We start from the raw sequence: 15,771 nt of genomic DNA, 5'->3' as shown, positions 1-15,771 counted from the left end.
CAGCTCTGGGAAGCAATGGTGCGACACACACAGCAGCGGGAGACGGGCGGCACGGGCACGACGGCCGGGCCGGAGGGCCGCGCGGGCACGGACGGTGCGGCCGGCAACAGTGCGGTGTCGGCCGGCACGGACGGTGCGGAGTGCCTGCCGGAGCGCCGGGCCAAGAAGCCGGACCGGGGACCGAGCAGGTACGCGTTCCTGCCCTGGCTGCTGATGGGCATGGGCGCCTTCTCCAACATCATCCAGGGCAAGGCGAGCAACCCCTGGCTGGCCGGCCTGGGGCTGCTCACCTTCAACTCGCTCTACATCACCGTGGTCTGGACGTCGTTCAGCCCCCGGCTGCGCGACTCCCGCCGCCCGCTGATCGCCCTGGGGCTGCTGACCGCCGTCACCTTCGCCATCGCGCTCGGGTTCGGCGGCAACTGGTTCCTGTTCTTCCCGCTGCTGTCGCTGGCCTCCGGTACGGTCCGTGCGCTGCGCGGCAAGAAGCTAGCCCTCTGGCTGATCACGCTGAGCGGGCTGGCCGGCTACCTGAGCGGCTGGGACAGCGGCGGCGACGCCGGGAACTCGTTCGGCATCGGCTACGGCACGTTCCTGTCCGGCATGGTGACCGCCACCGTCCTCAGCCTCTTCGACACCGTCCAGGAGCTGAAGGCCACCCGCCAGGAACTCGCCCGCAGCGCCGTGGAGAAGGAGCGGCTGCGGTTCTCCCGCGACCTGCACGACCTGCTGGGCCACACCCTGTCCGTGGTGGTCGTCAAGGCCGAGGCGGTCCGCCGGCTGGCGCCGCGCAACCTGGACGCGGCGCTCGCCCAGGTCGCCGACATCGAGGCGGTGGGCCGGCAGGCGCTGACCGAGATCCGCGAGGCGGTCACCGGGTACCGCGAGGGCAGCCTCACCACCGAACTGGACCGGGCCCGTTCGGTCCTGGAGGCGGCCGGCATCGAACCCGTCGTACGCCAGGCCGGACCACCGCTGCCGCCGCAGGCCGGGGCGCTGCTGGGCTGGGTGGTCCGCGAGGGCGTCACCAACACCATCCGGCACAGCGGTGCCACCCGCTGCGAGATCACGGTGCACGCCGACGAGGAGCGGGTCCGGCTCACCCTCACCGACGACGGCCGGGGCCCCGTGAGCCCCGGCACCACCGGCTCCGCCACCACCCCGGGCTCCGGCATGGCCTGGCTCTTCGACCGCGCCCCCGGGCGGGGCGGAGCGGCCGACGAACCGGAGACGCACGACGCGGGCCGGCCCCCCGGCGCGGACGGCGCGGACGCTACGGACGGCACCCCCGCCGCGGACACCGACGGCCGGGCCGTCTCCCCGCCCGCCGGCCCCGCCGCCCCTGCCACCGCGTCCGGCCCGGTCGGTGGCACCGGCCTGAAGGGCCTGGCCGAGCGGCTGGCCGCGGCGGGCGGCACCCTGCACAGCGGCCCCGACGGCCGACGCGGCTTCCGCGTCACGGCCGAACTGCCGCTCGGCACGGGCGCGGTGGCGGACACGGAGGAGCCCACCAGGTGATCAAGGTCCTGCGGGCAGCGGCGAGTGGGCCCTTGGACACCCGGCCCTGACCGGGAGTTGAGGCCGCTCCGTAGGCCGGGGAGACACCCGAGCTATCGCGTCGCGCCCTCCGGCCACAGCACGCGTACCGGTACGCCCGTCCGTTCCGCATAAGCCACCACGTCCGCCGTGCCTCCGTAACCCCGCGCCGGCATCCCGTCCCAGACGGCCAACAGCTCGTCGGACCGGCCGACCAGCATTTCGGAGCCCGCCATGTGCGCTTCCGGGTCGGAGGCCGTGCGCCCGGTCCGGTGCACCTCGGCAGCATCGCTGAGCAGCCGGTCGTACGTCGCGTGGTGCCACTGCGGCAAGCCCTCGCGGTACGCGGCGGCCGGGACGACGACCTCCAGGCGGCCGCCGTGCTTCAGCACGGCTTCGGCGAACCAGGCATCCGGGCCGTCCGCGATGCAGGAGACGCCCACCAACTCGGCGGGGTCGTATCCGTCCAGGGCTTGGTCCAGCACGTCGCGTACGCGTCGCTCGACCTCTGTGCCGAGCCCGCGGTGGCCGGTGATCCCTACGCGCATCGCTGCTCTCCCTACAGGTAAACGTCGTGCAGGCGCTCGTCGAAGTCCCGCACCAGTTTGGGCGGCGTAGGGGTGCTGAGGGTACGGCGCACCGCTCGCACCCGCTCGACGATCCGGCCCGAACGGTACTGAAGGCCGGCGTCCAGCGCCTGCCCGGCGAGCGCAAAGGCCGCTTCGACCCGCCTGGGAGCTCCCCCGCCTCGTATGCGCCTTCCTGAGCGAGGCCCGCTCCTCGCTCCGTCGTCCCGCGGCTGTCGAACAACCGCCCCCCGGAGGCGAGGAGAAGGACCGCCCGCAGCGACCCTCGGGCGGGCCTTGCGCTGTTTACTCTTGGACCATGACTGACGAGCCCGCCGAGCCGCCCGCGCGATGTGTACGAGTCCTCCTCGCCGAGGACCAGGGCATGATGCGGGGCGCGCTGGCGCTGCTGCTCGACCTGGAGGAGGACATGCAGGTCGTGGCCCAGGTCGCGGCGGGCGACCAGATCGTCGCCGCCGCCCTGGAGGCCCGTCCGGACATCGCCCTGCTGGACATCGAACTCCCGGGCCGCAGTGGGCTGGACGCCGCGGCCGACCTGCGCACGCAGCTGCCGTCCTGCAAGGTCCTGATCGTGACGACCTTCGGCCGGCCCGGCTATCTGCGCCGCGCCATGGAGGCCGGCGCGTCCGGATTCCTGGTGAAGGACGGGCCGGTGGAGGAGCTGGCGGCGGCCATCCGCCGGGTGCTCGCCGGGGAGCAGGTGATCGACCCCGGTCTGGCCGCGGCGGCGCTGAGTGCCGGGCCCAACCCGCTGACCCAGCGCGAGCGCGACGTCCTCACGGTGGCGGTGGACGGCGCGACGGTCTCCGACATCGCCGGCAAGCTCCACCTCTCCAGGCCACCGTCCGCAACTACCTCTCGGCGGCCATCGGCAAGACCGGCACCCGTAACCGCATCGAGGCGGTACGGGCGGCGCGGCGGAACGGCTGGCTGTAGGGCGGTGCCCCGGGGCCGCGCCGGTGCCCGGCGGGCGGGCGGGCGCGGAGCGGTGCGGCCGCCTGGCGAGACGCTGCCGGTGGGCGATGTCCGTGGGCGATGTCCGCCCGGCGAGGCGCTAGCCGTGGGTCAGGTCCGCCCGGCGCCGGGGCAGGGCGGTGACCATCAGGGCGATGGCGGCGAGCAGCACCAGCGCGCCGATGTGGAAGGCCAGACCGTAGCCGTCGGCGAGCGCCTGCGGGCCGTGCCCCTGCTCGATGCGGGAGGCGGCGAGGGTGGACAGCACCGACAGGCCCAGCGCGCCGCCCATCTGGCGCGAGGTGTTCATCAGGCCGGAGACCAGCCCCTGGTCGGCGGGGTCGGCGCCGGAGGTGGCGATGGAGGCGAGCGGGGTCGCGGTCAGGCCCGCGCCCAGCGCCATCAGGATGCCGGGGCCCAGGATCGTGCCGAGGTACGTGCCGTGCACGTCCATCGTGCCCTGCCAGGCCATACCGGCCGCCGAGAGCACCGCGCCGGTGACCGCCAGGGTCTTGGCGCCCACCCGGTTCATCAGCCGCGGGCCGATCTTGGAGCCCAGGACGATGGACAGCGAATGCGGGATGAAGGAGAGTCCGGCCTGTAGCGGGCGGTAGCCGAGGACGTTCTGTACGTAGAGCGACAGGAAGTACCACATCGAGAACATCGCCGCGCCGGCCAGCACCATCGCCGCGTTCGCGGCGGACACCGAGCGCAGCCGGAACAGCCCCAGCGGCATCAACGGCGCCTTGGCGCGCGCCTCGACGGCGATGAAGACCGCGATCACGGCCAGGCCCGCGGCCAGCGGCAGCAGCGCCGACGCCGAACCCCAGCCGTCCGTCTCGGTCTGCACGATCCCGTACGCCACCAGCCCCAGCCCGCCGGTCACCAGCAACGCGCCGGGCACATCGAGCCGCCGTACCGCGTCCCGCCGGCTCTCGGACAGCCACCGCACCGCACCCAGCAGCACCACCGCGCCGATCGGCACGTTGACCAGCAACACCCAGCGCCAGGACAGCCACTGGGTGAGCACCCCGCCCACCAGGCCGCCCACCGCGCCGCCGCCGGCCCCGACCGCCGTCCAGGTGGCGATGGCGCGGGTACGGGCCGGGCCGGCCGGGAACGACGTGGTGAGGATGGTGAGGGTGGCCGGGGAGAGCACCGCGGCGCCCACGCCCTGCACCGTACGGGCCGCGATCAACTGCCAGGGTTCCTGGGCCAGTCCGCCGGCCAGGCTCGCGACGGTGAACAGCGCCAGCCCCAGCACGAAGATCCGCTTGCGCCCGAAGAGGTCCGCGGCCCGGCCGCCGAGGAGCATGAAGCCCGCGAAGGTGATGACGTAGGCGTTGACGATCCACTGCAGGCCCAACTCGCTCAGCCCCAGCCCGGTGCGCATGGCGGGCAGCGCCACGTTCACGACGGAGACGTCGAGGATGACCAGGAACTGCCCCGCGCAGACCAGCAGCGTCACCAGCCAGGCCGGAGCGGCCGTCCGGCGGGAGGTGCTGGACTGGGCGGCGGCGGTTATCGGGGGCATGCGGACCATGCTCGCATTCGGCGCGCGCCCCCACATCGGAACATCGGTGCAGGTACCACCTGACCGGAGACCTAGGCCGGCGGACGGAGGCGCGGGCGGGGCGCACGGAGTGCGGGGTCGGGGCGGGTGAGGGGTGCGGGGCGGACGGGACCGCTGGTTCGGGGTGGGCCCGCCCGCCCCGGCGGGCTCACTTCCGGAGGAGCGTCACCACCGCCGCCCCGCCCAGGCCGATGTTGTGGGCCAGGCCGACCCGGGCGTCGGGGACCTGGCGTTCGGCCGCGGTGCCGCGGAGCTGCCAGACCAGTTCGGCGGCCTGGGCCAGGCCCGTCGCCCCCAGCGGATGGCCCTTGGAGATCAGCCCGCCGGAAGGGTTGACCACCCAGCGCCCGCCGTAGGTCGTGGCGCCCTCGGCGATCAGCTTTCCGGACTCGCCGTCCGCGCACATCCCCAACGCCTCATAGGTCAGCAGCTCGTTGACGGAGAAGCAGTCGTGCAGCTCGATGACGTTGACGTCCTCGATGCCGAGCCCGCCGGCCGCGAACACCTGCCGGGCCGCGGCCCGGGTCATCGGTTTGCCGACGACGTCGATGCAGGAGCCGGAGGCGAAGCTCTCCTCGGTGTCGGTGGTCATCGCCTGGGCCACGATCTCCACCGCCCGCTCGGCCAGGCCGTGTTCGCGGACGAACCGCTCGGAGGCGACCAGCGCCGCCGCGGCGCCGTCGGAGGTCGGCGAGCACTGCAGCTTGGTCAGCGGCCGGTGCACGGGGGTGGCGGCCAGCACGTCGGCGACCGTGTGGACGTCCCGGAACTGGGCGTAGGGGTTGTGCGCGGAGTGCCGGTGGTTCTTGGCGCCGACGGCGGCGAGCTGTTCGGCGGTGGTCCCGTAGCGCTCCATGTGCTCACGGGCCGCATTGCCGAAGATCTGGGCGGTGGGCGGGGTCCGCTCGAAGCCGTGGGCCGCCGCCATCACGCCGTAGTGCCGGGCGACCGGCGAGGTCGCGAAGTCGCCGCCGTCCGACCCCCCCAGCGCACCGCGCTTCATCTTCTCGAAGCCGAGCGCCAGCACACAGTCGTTGACGCCCGCCTCGACGAACTGCCGCGCCATCATCAGCGCGGTGGCGCCAGTCGCGCAGTTGTTGTTGACGTTGTAGACGGGGATGCCGGTCAGGCCCAGCTCGTACACGGCGCGCTGGCCGGCGGTGGAGGGCTGGAAGCAGTAGCCGACCGCCGCCTGCTCGACCGCGTCGTAGCCGACCCCGGCGTCCGCGAGGGCGGCGCCGCCGGCCTCCTTGGCCATGTCCCAGTACTGCCACTCGCGGGTCTCGGGCTTCACGAACGTCGTCATCCCCACGCCGACGAGGTACGCCTTGCCAGTCATACGGGTCCTCCAGGGAAGTCACCGGGAACGGGGCGGGCCGGTCAGATCAGGGGCCGGGGTTCGGGATCGCGGGGCAGGCCGAGCAGCCGCTCGGCCACGACGTTCAGCTGCACCTGGGTGGTGCCGCCGGCGATGGTCAGACAGCGCGCCATCAGGAAGTCGTGCAGCGCCCGCTCGCCGGCGCCCTCCCGCACCGCGCCGGCCGGGCCGAGCAGCTCCAGCACCAGCTCGGCGACCTTCTGCTGGTGCGGGGTCTGCACCAGCTTGCGGATGCTGGCACCGGCCCCCGGCTCCAGCCCCGACACCTGCTGGAGCGTGGTGCGCAGCCCGATGCAGCCCAGGGCGTGCGCCTCGGCGGCCAGCGCGCCCACCCGCGCCCGTACGGAACCGTCCAGCTCCGCCGAGCGGTCCAGGAGCGCCTCCAGGCCGGTGTCGAAGGTCAACTGGTCGGCCATGTGGACGCGTTCGTTGTCCAGGGTGGTGCGGGCGACCTTCCAGCCGTCGTTCACCTCGCCGACCACCGCATCGGCGGGCAGCAGCACCTCGTCGAAGTAGACCTCGTTGAAGAGCGCGTCGCCGGTGATCTCCTTCAGCGGGCGGATGTCGATCCCGGGGGTTTTCATGTCGACGAGGAAGAAGGTCAGCCCCTTGCGCTTGGGCGCGTCCGGATCGGTGCGGGCGAGCAGGATCCCGTGGCTCGACCACTGGGCGGCCGAGGTCCACACCTTCTGGCCGTTGATCCGCCAGCCGCCGTCCTCCGTCCGCTCGGCCCGGGTGCGCAGCGACGCCAGGTCCGAGCCGGCCTCGGGCTCGGAGAACAGCTGGCACCACCGCAGTTCGCCGCGCAGCGACGGCAGCAGATAGCGCTCCTGCTGCTCCTTGGTTCCGTGGGCGATCAGCGAGGGCACCACCCAGGTGGCGATGCCCAGGTCGCTGATCCGCACCCCGGCGGCGGTCAACTCCTGCTGGATCGCCAGCTGCTGGAGGGGGCCCGCGCCCAGGCCATGGGGCGCGGGGAGGTGCGGCGCGGCGTAGCCGGTGGGCGCGAGGGCGCGGCGGGCCGCGGCGGGGTCCAGGCCCCGTACTCCCTGGAGGGCGCTGCGGGCCGCGGCGCGGTACGCGTCCGCCGCGGCGGGCAGTTCCAGGCGCAGCGCGCGCCGGGCGCCGTCGGCGGCGTGGCCGACGGCGCGCAGCCGGTGGCTGTCGCCGCTGCCGAGCAGCTGGCGGGCCACGGTCGCCCGGCGCAGATGCAGATGGGCGTCGTGTTCCCAGGTGAAGCCGGTGCCGCCGAGGATCTGGATGCAGTCCTTGGCGCAGCTGAAGGCGGCGTCCAGCGCGCTGCCGGTGGCGAGCGCGGCGGTCAGCCCCCGGACCTCGGGCGGCTCGGCCACCGCGCGGGCCGCGTCCCAGACCAGGGCGCGGGCCTGTTCGCAGCGTACGAGCATGTCGGCGCAGAGGTGTTTGACGGCCTGGAACTGGCCGATCGGGCGGCCGAACTGCTCACGTACGGCGGCGTGTCCGGTGGCGGTGTGCAGCGCCCAGGCCGCCGTACCGCAGGCCTCCGCGGCGAAGAGGACACCGGCCAGGTCGCGGACCAGGGCGCTGTCCAGGGACAGCAGCCGCTCGGCGGGCACCGGGGCCGCGTCGGCGGCCACCTCGGCGGTCGGCCGGGTCGGGTCGGCGCTCTCCTGGGCGCGTACGGTCAGCGACCCGGCGTCGACCGCGAACCACAGGGTGCCCGTGGCGGCCCGTGCGGCCAGGACGAGGACGTCGGCGTCGGCACCGGCCAGAACCGGGGGCGCGGTGCCGTCCAGGACGTAGCCGTCCGCCTGTTGGACGGCGGTGAGCGAGCCCGGGCCGAGCGCGACGGCACCGAGGAGTTCCCCGGTGGCCAGGGCCGGTACCAGGCTCCGGGCGCCGGCGCGGTGCAGCAGTGCGGCGGCGAGGGTGGTGGGCAGCACGGGGCCGGGGAGCGCGGCGCGGCCCAACTCCTCCAGGACGACGGCCAGGTCGAGCAGTGCGCCGCCGCCTCCGCCGTCGGCCTCGGGGAGGTGGAGTCCGAGCAGGCCCTGGGCGGCCAGCGCGTCCCAGTACGCGGGGCGTCCGCGCCGGCCGGGTGCGGAGTCCAGCAGCGCGCGGACCTCCTCGGGCGGTACGGTCCGCGCGGCCCAGCCCGCCACCGCCTCGGCCAGGTCACCTTGCTCTTGTGTGATTCCGATGCCCATACGAGCAGACTAGAACACGTTTCAATCTGACGGAAGGTCAGATGCGGGGTGGGTGCGGGGCGCCAGGCGGGCCGCGGGAGGCCGACGCGTGCGGGACTCCGGGGGCGCGTGGGACTCCGGGGGTGCGCGGGACTCCGGGGGTGCGCGGGACTCGGGGGTGCGCGGGGGGCACTCGCCCGCCCGCCGCAGGGAACGGTTCGGCTGCGAACGAGAAACGGTCCGGTGAATTCCACTTCGCGCCACCCTTTCCCCTCCCCCGTTCCCCCCGCCGATAAATGCGCCGCTTTCGAGGCGCCCGAGGAAACGAGCGGCAATAAACGGACGAGAACGGTCGGCAATCGGACGGAAGGAAAGCGGAACGAGAAGAGGGGAAGAAGGGCGGAAGAAGAGGGAAGAGAAGGGAGCGGCACGACAGACGGCCGGAAGGCGAAGGGAGAGCGGAGAAGGCGGGGCCGGCGGTGCACGGAAGGCACACGACGGGCGCACGGATGAGGAACGGAGAGGAACGGGCGAGGCGCGGATGAGGAACCGGCAAGGCCCGGAAGAGGCGCCGAAGAGGTGCGAAGAAGGCACCGCGGCGCTCCGGAGAGCGAGCGCCGGGCGCCGCGCCACGGCCCCGCACCGGACCACCGGTGCACCCGCACACCACCGGCCCCACCCGATACGGCACGATGAGCCCTCCGACCGCACCACCAGGAGGAAGCATGTCCGCTCCCGCGGCTCCGCCCGTTCCGCAGCCGGAGGTCCTCGCCGCTTTTGAGGCGGCGAAGGGCTTCATGCCCGTGGACGAGGGGCTGGCCCTCTACGCGGCGGCGGTCGGGGCGGCAGAGCTCGGGCTGCCGCTGGTGGAGGTCGGTACGTACTGCGGCCGGTCCACGATTCTGCTCGCGGACGCGGCCCGTACCGTCGGGGTGATGGCCGTCACCGTGGACCACCACCGGGGCAGCGAGGAGCAGCAGCCCGGCTGGGAGTACCACGACCCGACCGTCGTCGACCCCGAGGTCGGTCGGATGGACACCCTGCCCACCTTCCGCCGCACCCTGCACGCCGCGGGCCTGGAGGACCAGGTGGTCGCCATGGTGGGCCGCTCGCCGCAGGTCGCGGCGCTGTGGCAGGGTTCGGTGGGCCTGGTGTTCATCGACGGCGGGCACACCGACGAGCACGCCACCGCCGACTACGAGGGCTGGGCGCCGCACCTCGCGCCCGAGGGGCTGCTGGTGATCCACGACGTGTTCGCGGACCCGGCGGACGGCGGCCAGGCCCCGTACCGCGTCTACCGCAGGGCCCTGGCGTCCGGCGCGTTCACCGAGGTCGCGGTGCACCGCTCGCTGCACGTCCTGCGGCGCACCGGGCCCGGAATCTGAGGGAGCTACCATCGCGAACGTGTCGAACGGCAGTGCTCCCCCTCCCCGCCGCCTGCGCGGCGCCCTGCTCCTCCTGCTGGCGGCCGTGACGGTCGCCGGCGTGGGGGGCTGGCTGCTCTGGCGGCCCCCTGGTGACGCCGGCGGACCGCCGCGCGCCGGGCAGCCCGCACCGAGCCGGTCCCCGGGCGCCGGGGAGAGCGAGGGCGGGGCGGGGCACGGCGGCGGCGCCGGCCGGGACCTGCTGCACGCGAGCCTCAAGGGCAGGACCGTGGTGATCGACCCCGGCCACAACCCGCACAACGGCGAGCACGGCCGGCAGATCGCCCGCCAGGTGAACATCGGTAATGAGCGCAAGGAGTGCGACACCACCGGGACCGCCACCAACGACGGTTACGCCGAGGCCTCCTTCACCCTGGACGTGGCCCGCCGCGCCCGGACGCTGCTCCAGCACCAGGGCGCCAAGGTCGTCCTCACCCAGGACGGCAACCGCCCGTACGGGCCGTGCGTGGACGAGCGGGCGGACATCGGGAACTCCGCGCACGCCGACGCCTCGGTCTCGATCCACGCCGACGGCTCGGGGGCCGGCAACCGCGGCTTCCACGTCATCCTGCCCGCGCGCGTGACGGCCGGCGCGGCCGACACCTCCGCCGTCGTCGGGCCCTCCCGGCAGTTGGGCGAGCGGCTGTCCGGCCGGTTCCGTACGGTGACCGGAAGCGCGCCGTCCAACTACATCGGCCACGGCACCGGGCTCGACGTCCGCTCCGACCTCGGCGGCCTCAACCTCTCCACGGTGCCGAAGGTGTTCATCGAGTGCGGCAATATGCGCGATCCGAAGGACGCCGCGCAATTGACCGACGCGCAGTGGCGGGAAAAGGCGGCCCGCGGGATCACCGAGGGCATTACGGACTTCTTGACGCGCTGACCGCCCGCCGGCGCCCCAGCCCGATGCCTCGCGGATACCAGAGGCCATACGGCGTCCGATAGGGCTTTTGAAAACGAACAGGACGGCCCGCCGGATTCGGCGATAGGTTCCCCTTTACGATGGGGGCCCCGCCGTGCCCCGCACCGCGCGCACCGCAGCAGCGACGACCAGACCCACGAAAGAGACAAAGGACCCTTACGTGAACATCCGCTCCCTCACTCGAGGTGACGGCGTGGTGATCGGAGCAGCGGTGTTGCTGTTCATCGCCTCGTTCTTCGACCTCACCGGCAGCCCGGACTGCTCCGGCCCGTACGCCAAGGTCTGCGAAGCCCAGGCTCAGAACTACAGCATCAACGCCTGGGACTCGCTGCCCACTCTGATGAGCCTGTACCTGGCCGGTGTGATCGGGGCGGCGCTCATCGTTCTCAGCCGTGCGCTGCCGCAGCCGCGCAAGGTCGTCGGTCTCGACCTCGGCCAGTTCGGCGTCGCGCTGACCGTCTTCGTGGCGTGGACGGCGCTGTGGACCCTCATCGGCTCGCACGGCGCCGGCGCCGGCCTCATCATCGGCCTGATCGCCGCACTGGTCCTGGCCGGCGGTGCGGTCGCCGGGCCGCTGGTCCCGGCGCTCCAGCCGGCGCTGATCGGCGCCCCCAAGCCGCAGGCCGCTCCGTACGGGGCGGGCCCCAACCCGGGTTACGGCTACCCGGGCGCACAGCAGCACCAACAGGCGAGCCAGGGCTACGGCTACCCGGGCGGTCCGACGCACGGTCAGCAGGGCGGCGGCGACGCCACGTCCGGCGGCCAGGCCGGTGCCGCCCCCGCCGGTGCCGCCCCCGCCGCTGCCGCCACCCCGGCGGCCGGGGCCCCGGCGGACTTCGCCCCGTTCTGGTTCGCGGTGCCGGTCGCACGTCCGCTGTACGGCGAGGACGGTTCGCCCGCGCCGATCGCCGAACTGGCGCCCGGTACCTGGTACCTGGCGGTGGAGCAGCGCGGTCAGGCCCTGATCGCGCAGACCCAGGACGGCCGGCGCGGCATCCTGCAGGACACCACCGGCATCCAGCGCGGCTGACCCGCGCCCGCCGGGCCGGACGCTCAGCGGTCCTTTTCGCGGCCCCTCGCCCCAGCGGGCGGGGGGCCGTTGCGCTGCCCGCGGGGCGGTCGTACAGTGCGCCGAGCGGATGCATCTGACGCACCGTCAGCAGCTAGCCGCCGTAAGGCTGTGGAAGCCGCCCCACGCGCGGCCGTTGGCGGCTCCGGGCGGCCCCGCCGCCCCGCGTGAGCATCCTCGGAAGAGAGGCGGTCGGCATGCGACTCGGTCTGGCACTGGGCTACTGGGGCCGCGGCCCCGACCCCCGACACCTCGAACTCGCCCAGGAAGCCGAGCGCCTGGGCTATGACTCGGTGTGGACCGCGGAGGCCTGGGGCTCGGACGCCTTCACCACGCTCACCTGGATCGCCGCCCACACCTCGCGCATCGCACTCGGCACCGGTATCGCGCAGATGGCGGCCCGCACCCCCACCGCGACCGCGATGCACGCGCTCACCCTCGACCACCTCTCCGGCGGCCGGCTGATGCTGGGGCTGGGGCTGTCCGGGCCGCAGGTCGTCGAGGGGTGGTACGGGCGGCCGTTCCCCACCAGCCCGCTGACCGCGACCCGCGAGTACGTGGAGGTCATCCGCCAAGTCCTGCGCCGGGAAGGGCCGGTGGAGACAGCCGGGCGCTTCCATCCGCACCCCTACCGGGGCGCCGACGGCACCGGGCTGGGCAAACCCCTCAAGCCCATCACCCACCCGCTGCGGGCCGAGCTCCCCGTCCTGCTGGGCGCCGAGGGGCCCAAGAACATCGCCCAGACCACCCGGATCGCGGACGGCTGGCTGCCGCTGTACTGGTCGCCGCTGCGCACCGAGGTCTACTCGGCGTCCCTGACCGATGCCCCGGACGGCTTTCTGATCGCCCCCATGGCGCGCGCGGTGGTCTGCGACGACCTCGCCGAGGGGTTGCTGCCGGTCAAGGCGATGCTGGGTTTCTACATCGGCGGCATGGGCCATGCGGCGAAGAACTTCCACGCCGATCTGATGGCCCGGATGGGGTTCGAGGAGGAGGCCCGGCGGGTGCAGCGGCTCTTCCTCGAAGGCCGCAGGGAGGAGGCCGTACGGGCCGTGCCGGACGCCTTCGCCGATGAGATCTCGCTGGTCGGGCCGCGGCAACGGATCGCCGAGCGGCTGGAGTTGTGGCGTGCGGGCCCGGTCACCGACCTGCTGGTCACCGCGCCGGACCCGCACACGCTACGGGTGCTGGCCGAGCTGAACCGCTGACCGCGCCCGGCCGGTCACTGGAAGGTCGCCCACGCCAGCCACCGGTCGAGCAGGGCGCGGTCGCCCAGCACCTCGACCCGGTCGCTGTCGGTGGGCAGCCTGCGGTGGACGACGCGCAGGACGTCGGTGAGCGGGCCGCGCAGGGCGACCGCCGCCTTCTCGTGCGCGCGGCGGTGGGAGGGGGCCGACCCGGTGAGGTCGAGGACCCACTCGGCGTTCAGCCCGGCCGGGGCGTCGGTGGCGTGGAGGTGGATCGTACGGCCGGGGCCGAACAGCGGGTCGCCGTCCGCGTCCTCGCGGCCGGCGAACCGCTCCATGGCGGCCGGCAGTTCGCAGATCTGCAGCCACTCCTCCAGACAGTCCGCGGCGACCTCGGCCGGGAGGTCGAAGGGGGCGCCCGCGGTGAGCGCGGCATCGGCCCGGTGGATCACCGTCTCATGGGCCATCCGGCGGGCCCAGAAGCCGGCCCGCTGCACCGGCGGCGCCCAGGTCCACACCTCCGCGTCGGGGCCGGCCTGCCGCAGGGCGGCCACGGTGCCTTCGACGCCCTCCGCCAGCCAGGCGTCCAGCGCCGCCGCATCCTCGCCGGCCGGCCCCTTGCCGTCCGGGACGTCCGCGGGATCGACGGGCGCCGTCGCCCGTCTGGCGACGATCGCGCCGGCCCAGCGGTGCGCCCCGCCCACATGCCGGGCCAGCTCGGCCAACGTCCAGTCGGGGCAGGTCGGCACGGTCACCGACAGATCGGCGGTGCGCACGATCTGCCGGAACCGGTCGGTCTCGGCGAGGAGGTGGGCGCAGTATTCCTCGTGGGTGAGAGAGCCTTCGAGAGTCATGCAGCGCACACTAATGCGCCCGCCCGGGCTCGGGCCTCTCCTTTCGAGGCGGCTCGCCGCCCGCGGAGGGCGCCCCGCGTCCGGGGACGCCCACCCCGCTGCGGGGCCCGGCCCTACCGGCAGCAGTCCGGGGCCAGCCCCGTCGGCAGCCGCTCGCCACCGAAGACGATGGTGGTCGCCTCGTCGCCGCCCACGGCCGCCACCGCCAGCAGCATCGAACCGGCCGTCCAGGAGGTGCGTTCGCGCGGCCAGACCGCCTCGTCGTCGAAGACGTAACCGGTCCAGTACATGCCGTCCTCGGCGCGCAGGTGCTGGATCCACGCGAGGATCTGCACGGCCCGCTCCGACTCCCCCATCGCCCACAGCGCCAGCGCCAGCTCCGCGCTCTCGCCGCCGGTGACCCAGGGGTTGGGCAGCACACAGCGCACGCCCAGGCCGGGCACCACGAAGCGGTCCCAGTCAGCGTCGATCCGGTCGCTGGCCGCCGCGCCGCGCAGCGCGCCGCCCAGGATCGGGTAGTACCAGTCCATCGAGTAGCGGGACTTGTCCAGGAACCGCTCGGGGTGGCTGCGCAGCGCATGGCCGAGCCGGCCGACCGCCAGCTCCCAGTCCGGCTGCGGCTCCTCCCGCTGCTCGGCGAGCGCCAGCGCGCAGCGCAGCGCCTGGTAGATGGAGGACGAGCCGGTCAGCAGCGCGTCATGGACGGGAGTGCCGTCGTCCTCGCGCTTCCAGCCGATCTCGCCACCGGGCTGCTGGAGCTCCAGGACGAACTCGATCGCGGCGTGCACCGCCGGCCACATCCGGTCGAGGAAGGCCTCATCGCCGGTGGACAGGAAGTGGTGCCAGACCCCGACCGCGATATAGGCGCAGAAGTTGGTCTCCCGGCCCCGGTCGGTGGGTGCCTCGGCATCGCCGTCGGCATAGGCCGCGTACCAGGAACCGTCCGGGTTCTGGTGGCGCACCAGCCAGTCGTACGCCGCCTCGGCGCGCTCGTGCTCGCCGGCCGCGTCCAGGGCCATGGCGGCCTCGGTGTGGTCCCACGGGTCGAGGTGGTGCCCGCGGAACCAGGGGATGGCGCCGTCCTCCCGCTGGGTCGCCAGGATGCCGGCGACCGTACGGGCCGCCTCCTCGGCGGTGAGCACCCCCGGCAGGACGAGCCGTTCGGTACGGCCGGGACTCGTCACTTGGCGGCCCCGGTGGAGGACTTGGCGGAGGACTTGGCCGAGGAACGGGCGGTCCGGGTGGCGGACTTGGCACCCGACTTGGCCGGGGAGGCCTTGGCGACAGGGGTCTTGGCGGCGGAAGCCTCGGCGGCCGGCTCGGCGGCTTCGGCCGTCGCGCCCGCGCCGTCGGCGGCCGGCGCCTCGGGCAGGTGCGGCTTGGTGGCGTAGACGACGAAGCTCTTGCCCATCACCGGGTTGAGCGCCCGCTCGGCGAGCCGGGTGGCCAGCGGCTTCTTCATGATGTCCCAGACCAGCAGCTTGTGGTACGCCTGCACCGGCAGCGCCGCGTCCTTGCCGTCCTTGTTCACGCCGAAGGCGCACTTGAGCCACCAGTACGGGCTGTGCAGCGCATGGGCGTGGTGGGTGCCGTAGGGCTCCAGGCCGGCCTCGCGTATCTTGCCGACGAGTTCGTCACCGCGGTAGATGCGGATGTGCCCGCCCTCGACCTCGTGGTAGGCGTCGCTGAGCGTCCAGCAGATCTTCTCCGGGCCGTAGCGGGGCACGGTGACCGCGATCCGGCCGCCGGGGCGCAGCACCCGGACCATTTCGGCGAGCACGCCCTTGTCGTCCGGGATGTGCTCCATCACCTCGGAGATGATCACCACGTCGAAGCTGTCGTCGGGGAACGGCAGGTTCAGCGCGTCGCCCTCCATAGCGGTCGCGGAGGCGCCTTCGGGGGCCTCGCCGGCCTCCTCCATCGCGGCGAACCACTTGGCGACCTCACGGATCTCGTCGCCGTTCTGGTCGAGGGCGACGACCTGCGCGCCGCGCCGGTAGCACTCGAAGGCGTGCCGGCCGGCACCACAGCCCAGGTCGAGCACGCGGTCGCCCGGAGCGAGCGGGAAACGGGAAAAGTCGACGGTCAGCACGGCGTTCTGCTTTCGTCCGGCGGTGGGTGG

General features: G+C 73.8%; 12 protein-coding genes and 1 pseudogene. 6 read left to right on the top strand and 7 right to left on the bottom strand.

Annotation, left to right across the window (positions count from 1 at the left end):
* Positions 1-213: 213 nt before the first annotated feature.
* Positions 214-1,518 (top strand): histidine kinase, encoded by a 1,305-nt coding sequence (locus AB0G84_RS32630; protein WP_361329105.1) that lies wholly within the window; start codon positions 214-216, stop codon positions 1,516-1,518.
* 92 nt (positions 1,519-1,610) lie between these two features.
* On the opposite strand, the gene AB0G84_RS32625 is transcribed toward AB0G84_RS32630, so the two are convergent.
* Positions 1,611-2,084 (bottom strand): hypothetical protein, encoded by a 474-nt coding sequence (locus tag AB0G84_RS32625; protein ID WP_361329006.1) that lies wholly within the window; start codon positions 2,082-2,084, stop codon positions 1,611-1,613.
* Between the two features lie 337 nt (positions 2,085-2,421).
* Between AB0G84_RS32625 and AB0G84_RS32620 the strand changes: the two are divergent.
* Positions 2,422-3,059, top strand: a pseudogene (locus AB0G84_RS32620) (response regulator transcription factor).
* Between the two features lie 118 nt (positions 3,060-3,177).
* On the opposite strand, the gene AB0G84_RS32615 reads toward AB0G84_RS32620, so the two are convergent.
* From AB0G84_RS32615 to AB0G84_RS32605, 3 genes are all read right to left on the bottom strand, one after another.
* Complete coding sequence (locus AB0G84_RS32615) at positions 3,178-4,611, bottom strand: MFS transporter (protein WP_361329003.1); 1,434 nt, start codon at positions 4,609-4,611, stop codon at positions 3,178-3,180.
* A 187-nt stretch (positions 4,612-4,798) separates the two neighbouring features.
* The gene (locus AB0G84_RS32610) at positions 4,799-5,989 is read right to left on the bottom strand and encodes a lipid-transfer protein (protein WP_361329000.1); all 1,191 of its coding nucleotides are present in this window, start codon (positions 5,987-5,989) and stop codon (positions 4,799-4,801) included.
* A gap of 41 nt (positions 5,990-6,030) precedes the next feature.
* A complete protein-coding gene (locus tag AB0G84_RS32605) occupies positions 6,031-8,214 on the bottom strand; it encodes an acyl-CoA dehydrogenase (RefSeq protein ID WP_361328997.1) in 2,184 nt (727 codons plus the stop codon).
* Between the two features lie 704 nt (positions 8,215-8,918).
* Between AB0G84_RS32605 and AB0G84_RS32600 the strand changes: the two genes are divergently transcribed.
* The 4 genes from AB0G84_RS32600 (at position 8,919) to AB0G84_RS32585 (ending at position 12,816) form a co-directional block, all read left to right on the top strand.
* Entirely contained in the window at positions 8,919-9,578 is a 660-nt protein-coding gene (locus AB0G84_RS32600) for a class I SAM-dependent methyltransferase (protein WP_361328994.1), read from the top strand.
* 19 nt (positions 9,579-9,597) lie between these two features.
* A complete protein-coding gene (locus AB0G84_RS32595) occupies positions 9,598-10,500 on the top strand; it encodes an N-acetylmuramoyl-L-alanine amidase (RefSeq protein WP_361328991.1) in 903 nt (300 codons plus the stop codon).
* A 199-nt stretch (positions 10,501-10,699) separates the two neighbouring features.
* Complete coding sequence (locus AB0G84_RS32590; RefSeq protein ID WP_361328988.1) at positions 10,700-11,569, top strand: DUF5336 domain-containing protein; 870 nt, start codon at positions 10,700-10,702, stop codon at positions 11,567-11,569.
* 236 nt (positions 11,570-11,805) lie between these two features.
* A complete protein-coding gene (locus AB0G84_RS32585) occupies positions 11,806-12,816 on the top strand; it encodes an LLM class F420-dependent oxidoreductase (RefSeq protein ID WP_361328985.1) in 1,011 nt (336 codons plus the stop codon).
* 14 nt (positions 12,817-12,830) lie between these two features.
* Here AB0G84_RS32585 and AB0G84_RS32580 read toward each other — a convergent pair whose 3' ends face one another.
* The 3 genes from AB0G84_RS32580 to AB0G84_RS32570 form a co-directional block, all read right to left on the bottom strand.
* Positions 12,831-13,649: a maleylpyruvate isomerase family mycothiol-dependent enzyme gene (locus AB0G84_RS32580; RefSeq protein ID WP_361328982.1), complete on the bottom strand. Its 819-nt coding sequence runs from the start codon at positions 13,647-13,649 to the stop codon at positions 12,831-12,833.
* A 113-nt stretch (positions 13,650-13,762) separates the two neighbouring features.
* Positions 13,763-14,833: a prenyltransferase/squalene oxidase repeat-containing protein gene (locus AB0G84_RS32575; RefSeq protein WP_361328979.1), complete on the bottom strand. Its 1,071-nt coding sequence runs from the start codon at positions 14,831-14,833 to the stop codon at positions 13,763-13,765.
* Entirely contained in the window at positions 14,830-15,741 is a 912-nt protein-coding gene (locus AB0G84_RS32570) for a class I SAM-dependent methyltransferase (protein WP_361328976.1), read from the bottom strand. The genes AB0G84_RS32575 and AB0G84_RS32570 overlap by 4 nt, the downstream gene beginning before the upstream one ends.
* Positions 15,742-15,771 lie beyond the last annotated feature (30 nt).

Source organism: Streptomyces sp. NPDC020742 (assembly GCF_040641675.1).
Classification (GTDB): Bacteria; Actinomycetota; Actinomycetes; order Streptomycetales; family Streptomycetaceae; genus Streptomyces.
The sequence above is the reverse complement of the archived record's forward strand: the minus strand, read 5'-3'. Positions and strand labels throughout refer to the sequence as shown.

Bases quoted from the DNA above. Each gene is read 5' to 3' on its own strand.
- AB0G84_RS32630 (WP_361329105.1), top strand. From the start codon at position 214: ATGGGCATGGGCGCCTTCTCCAACATCATCCAGGGCAAGGCGAGCAAC.
- AB0G84_RS32585 (WP_361328985.1), top strand. From the start codon at position 11,806: ATGCGACTCGGTCTGGCACTGGGCTACTGGGGCCGCGGCCCCGACCCC.
- AB0G84_RS32605 (WP_361328997.1), bottom strand. From the start codon at position 8,214: ATGGGCATCGGAATCACACAAGAGCAAGGTGACCTGGCCGAGGCGGTG.
- AB0G84_RS32600 (WP_361328994.1), top strand. From the start codon at position 8,919: ATGTCCGCTCCCGCGGCTCCGCCCGTTCCGCAGCCGGAGGTCCTCGCC.
- AB0G84_RS32625 (WP_361329006.1), bottom strand. From the start codon at position 2,084: ATGCGCGTAGGGATCACCGGCCACCGCGGGCTCGGCACAGAGGTCGAG.
- AB0G84_RS32610 (WP_361329000.1), bottom strand. From the start codon at position 5,989: ATGACTGGCAAGGCGTACCTCGTCGGCGTGGGGATGACGACGTTCGTG.
- AB0G84_RS32580 (WP_361328982.1), bottom strand. From the start codon at position 13,649: ATGACTCTCGAAGGCTCTCTCACCCACGAGGAATACTGCGCCCACCTC.
- AB0G84_RS32615 (WP_361329003.1), bottom strand. From the start codon at position 4,611: ATGCCCCCGATAACCGCCGCCGCCCAGTCCAGCACCTCCCGCCGGACG.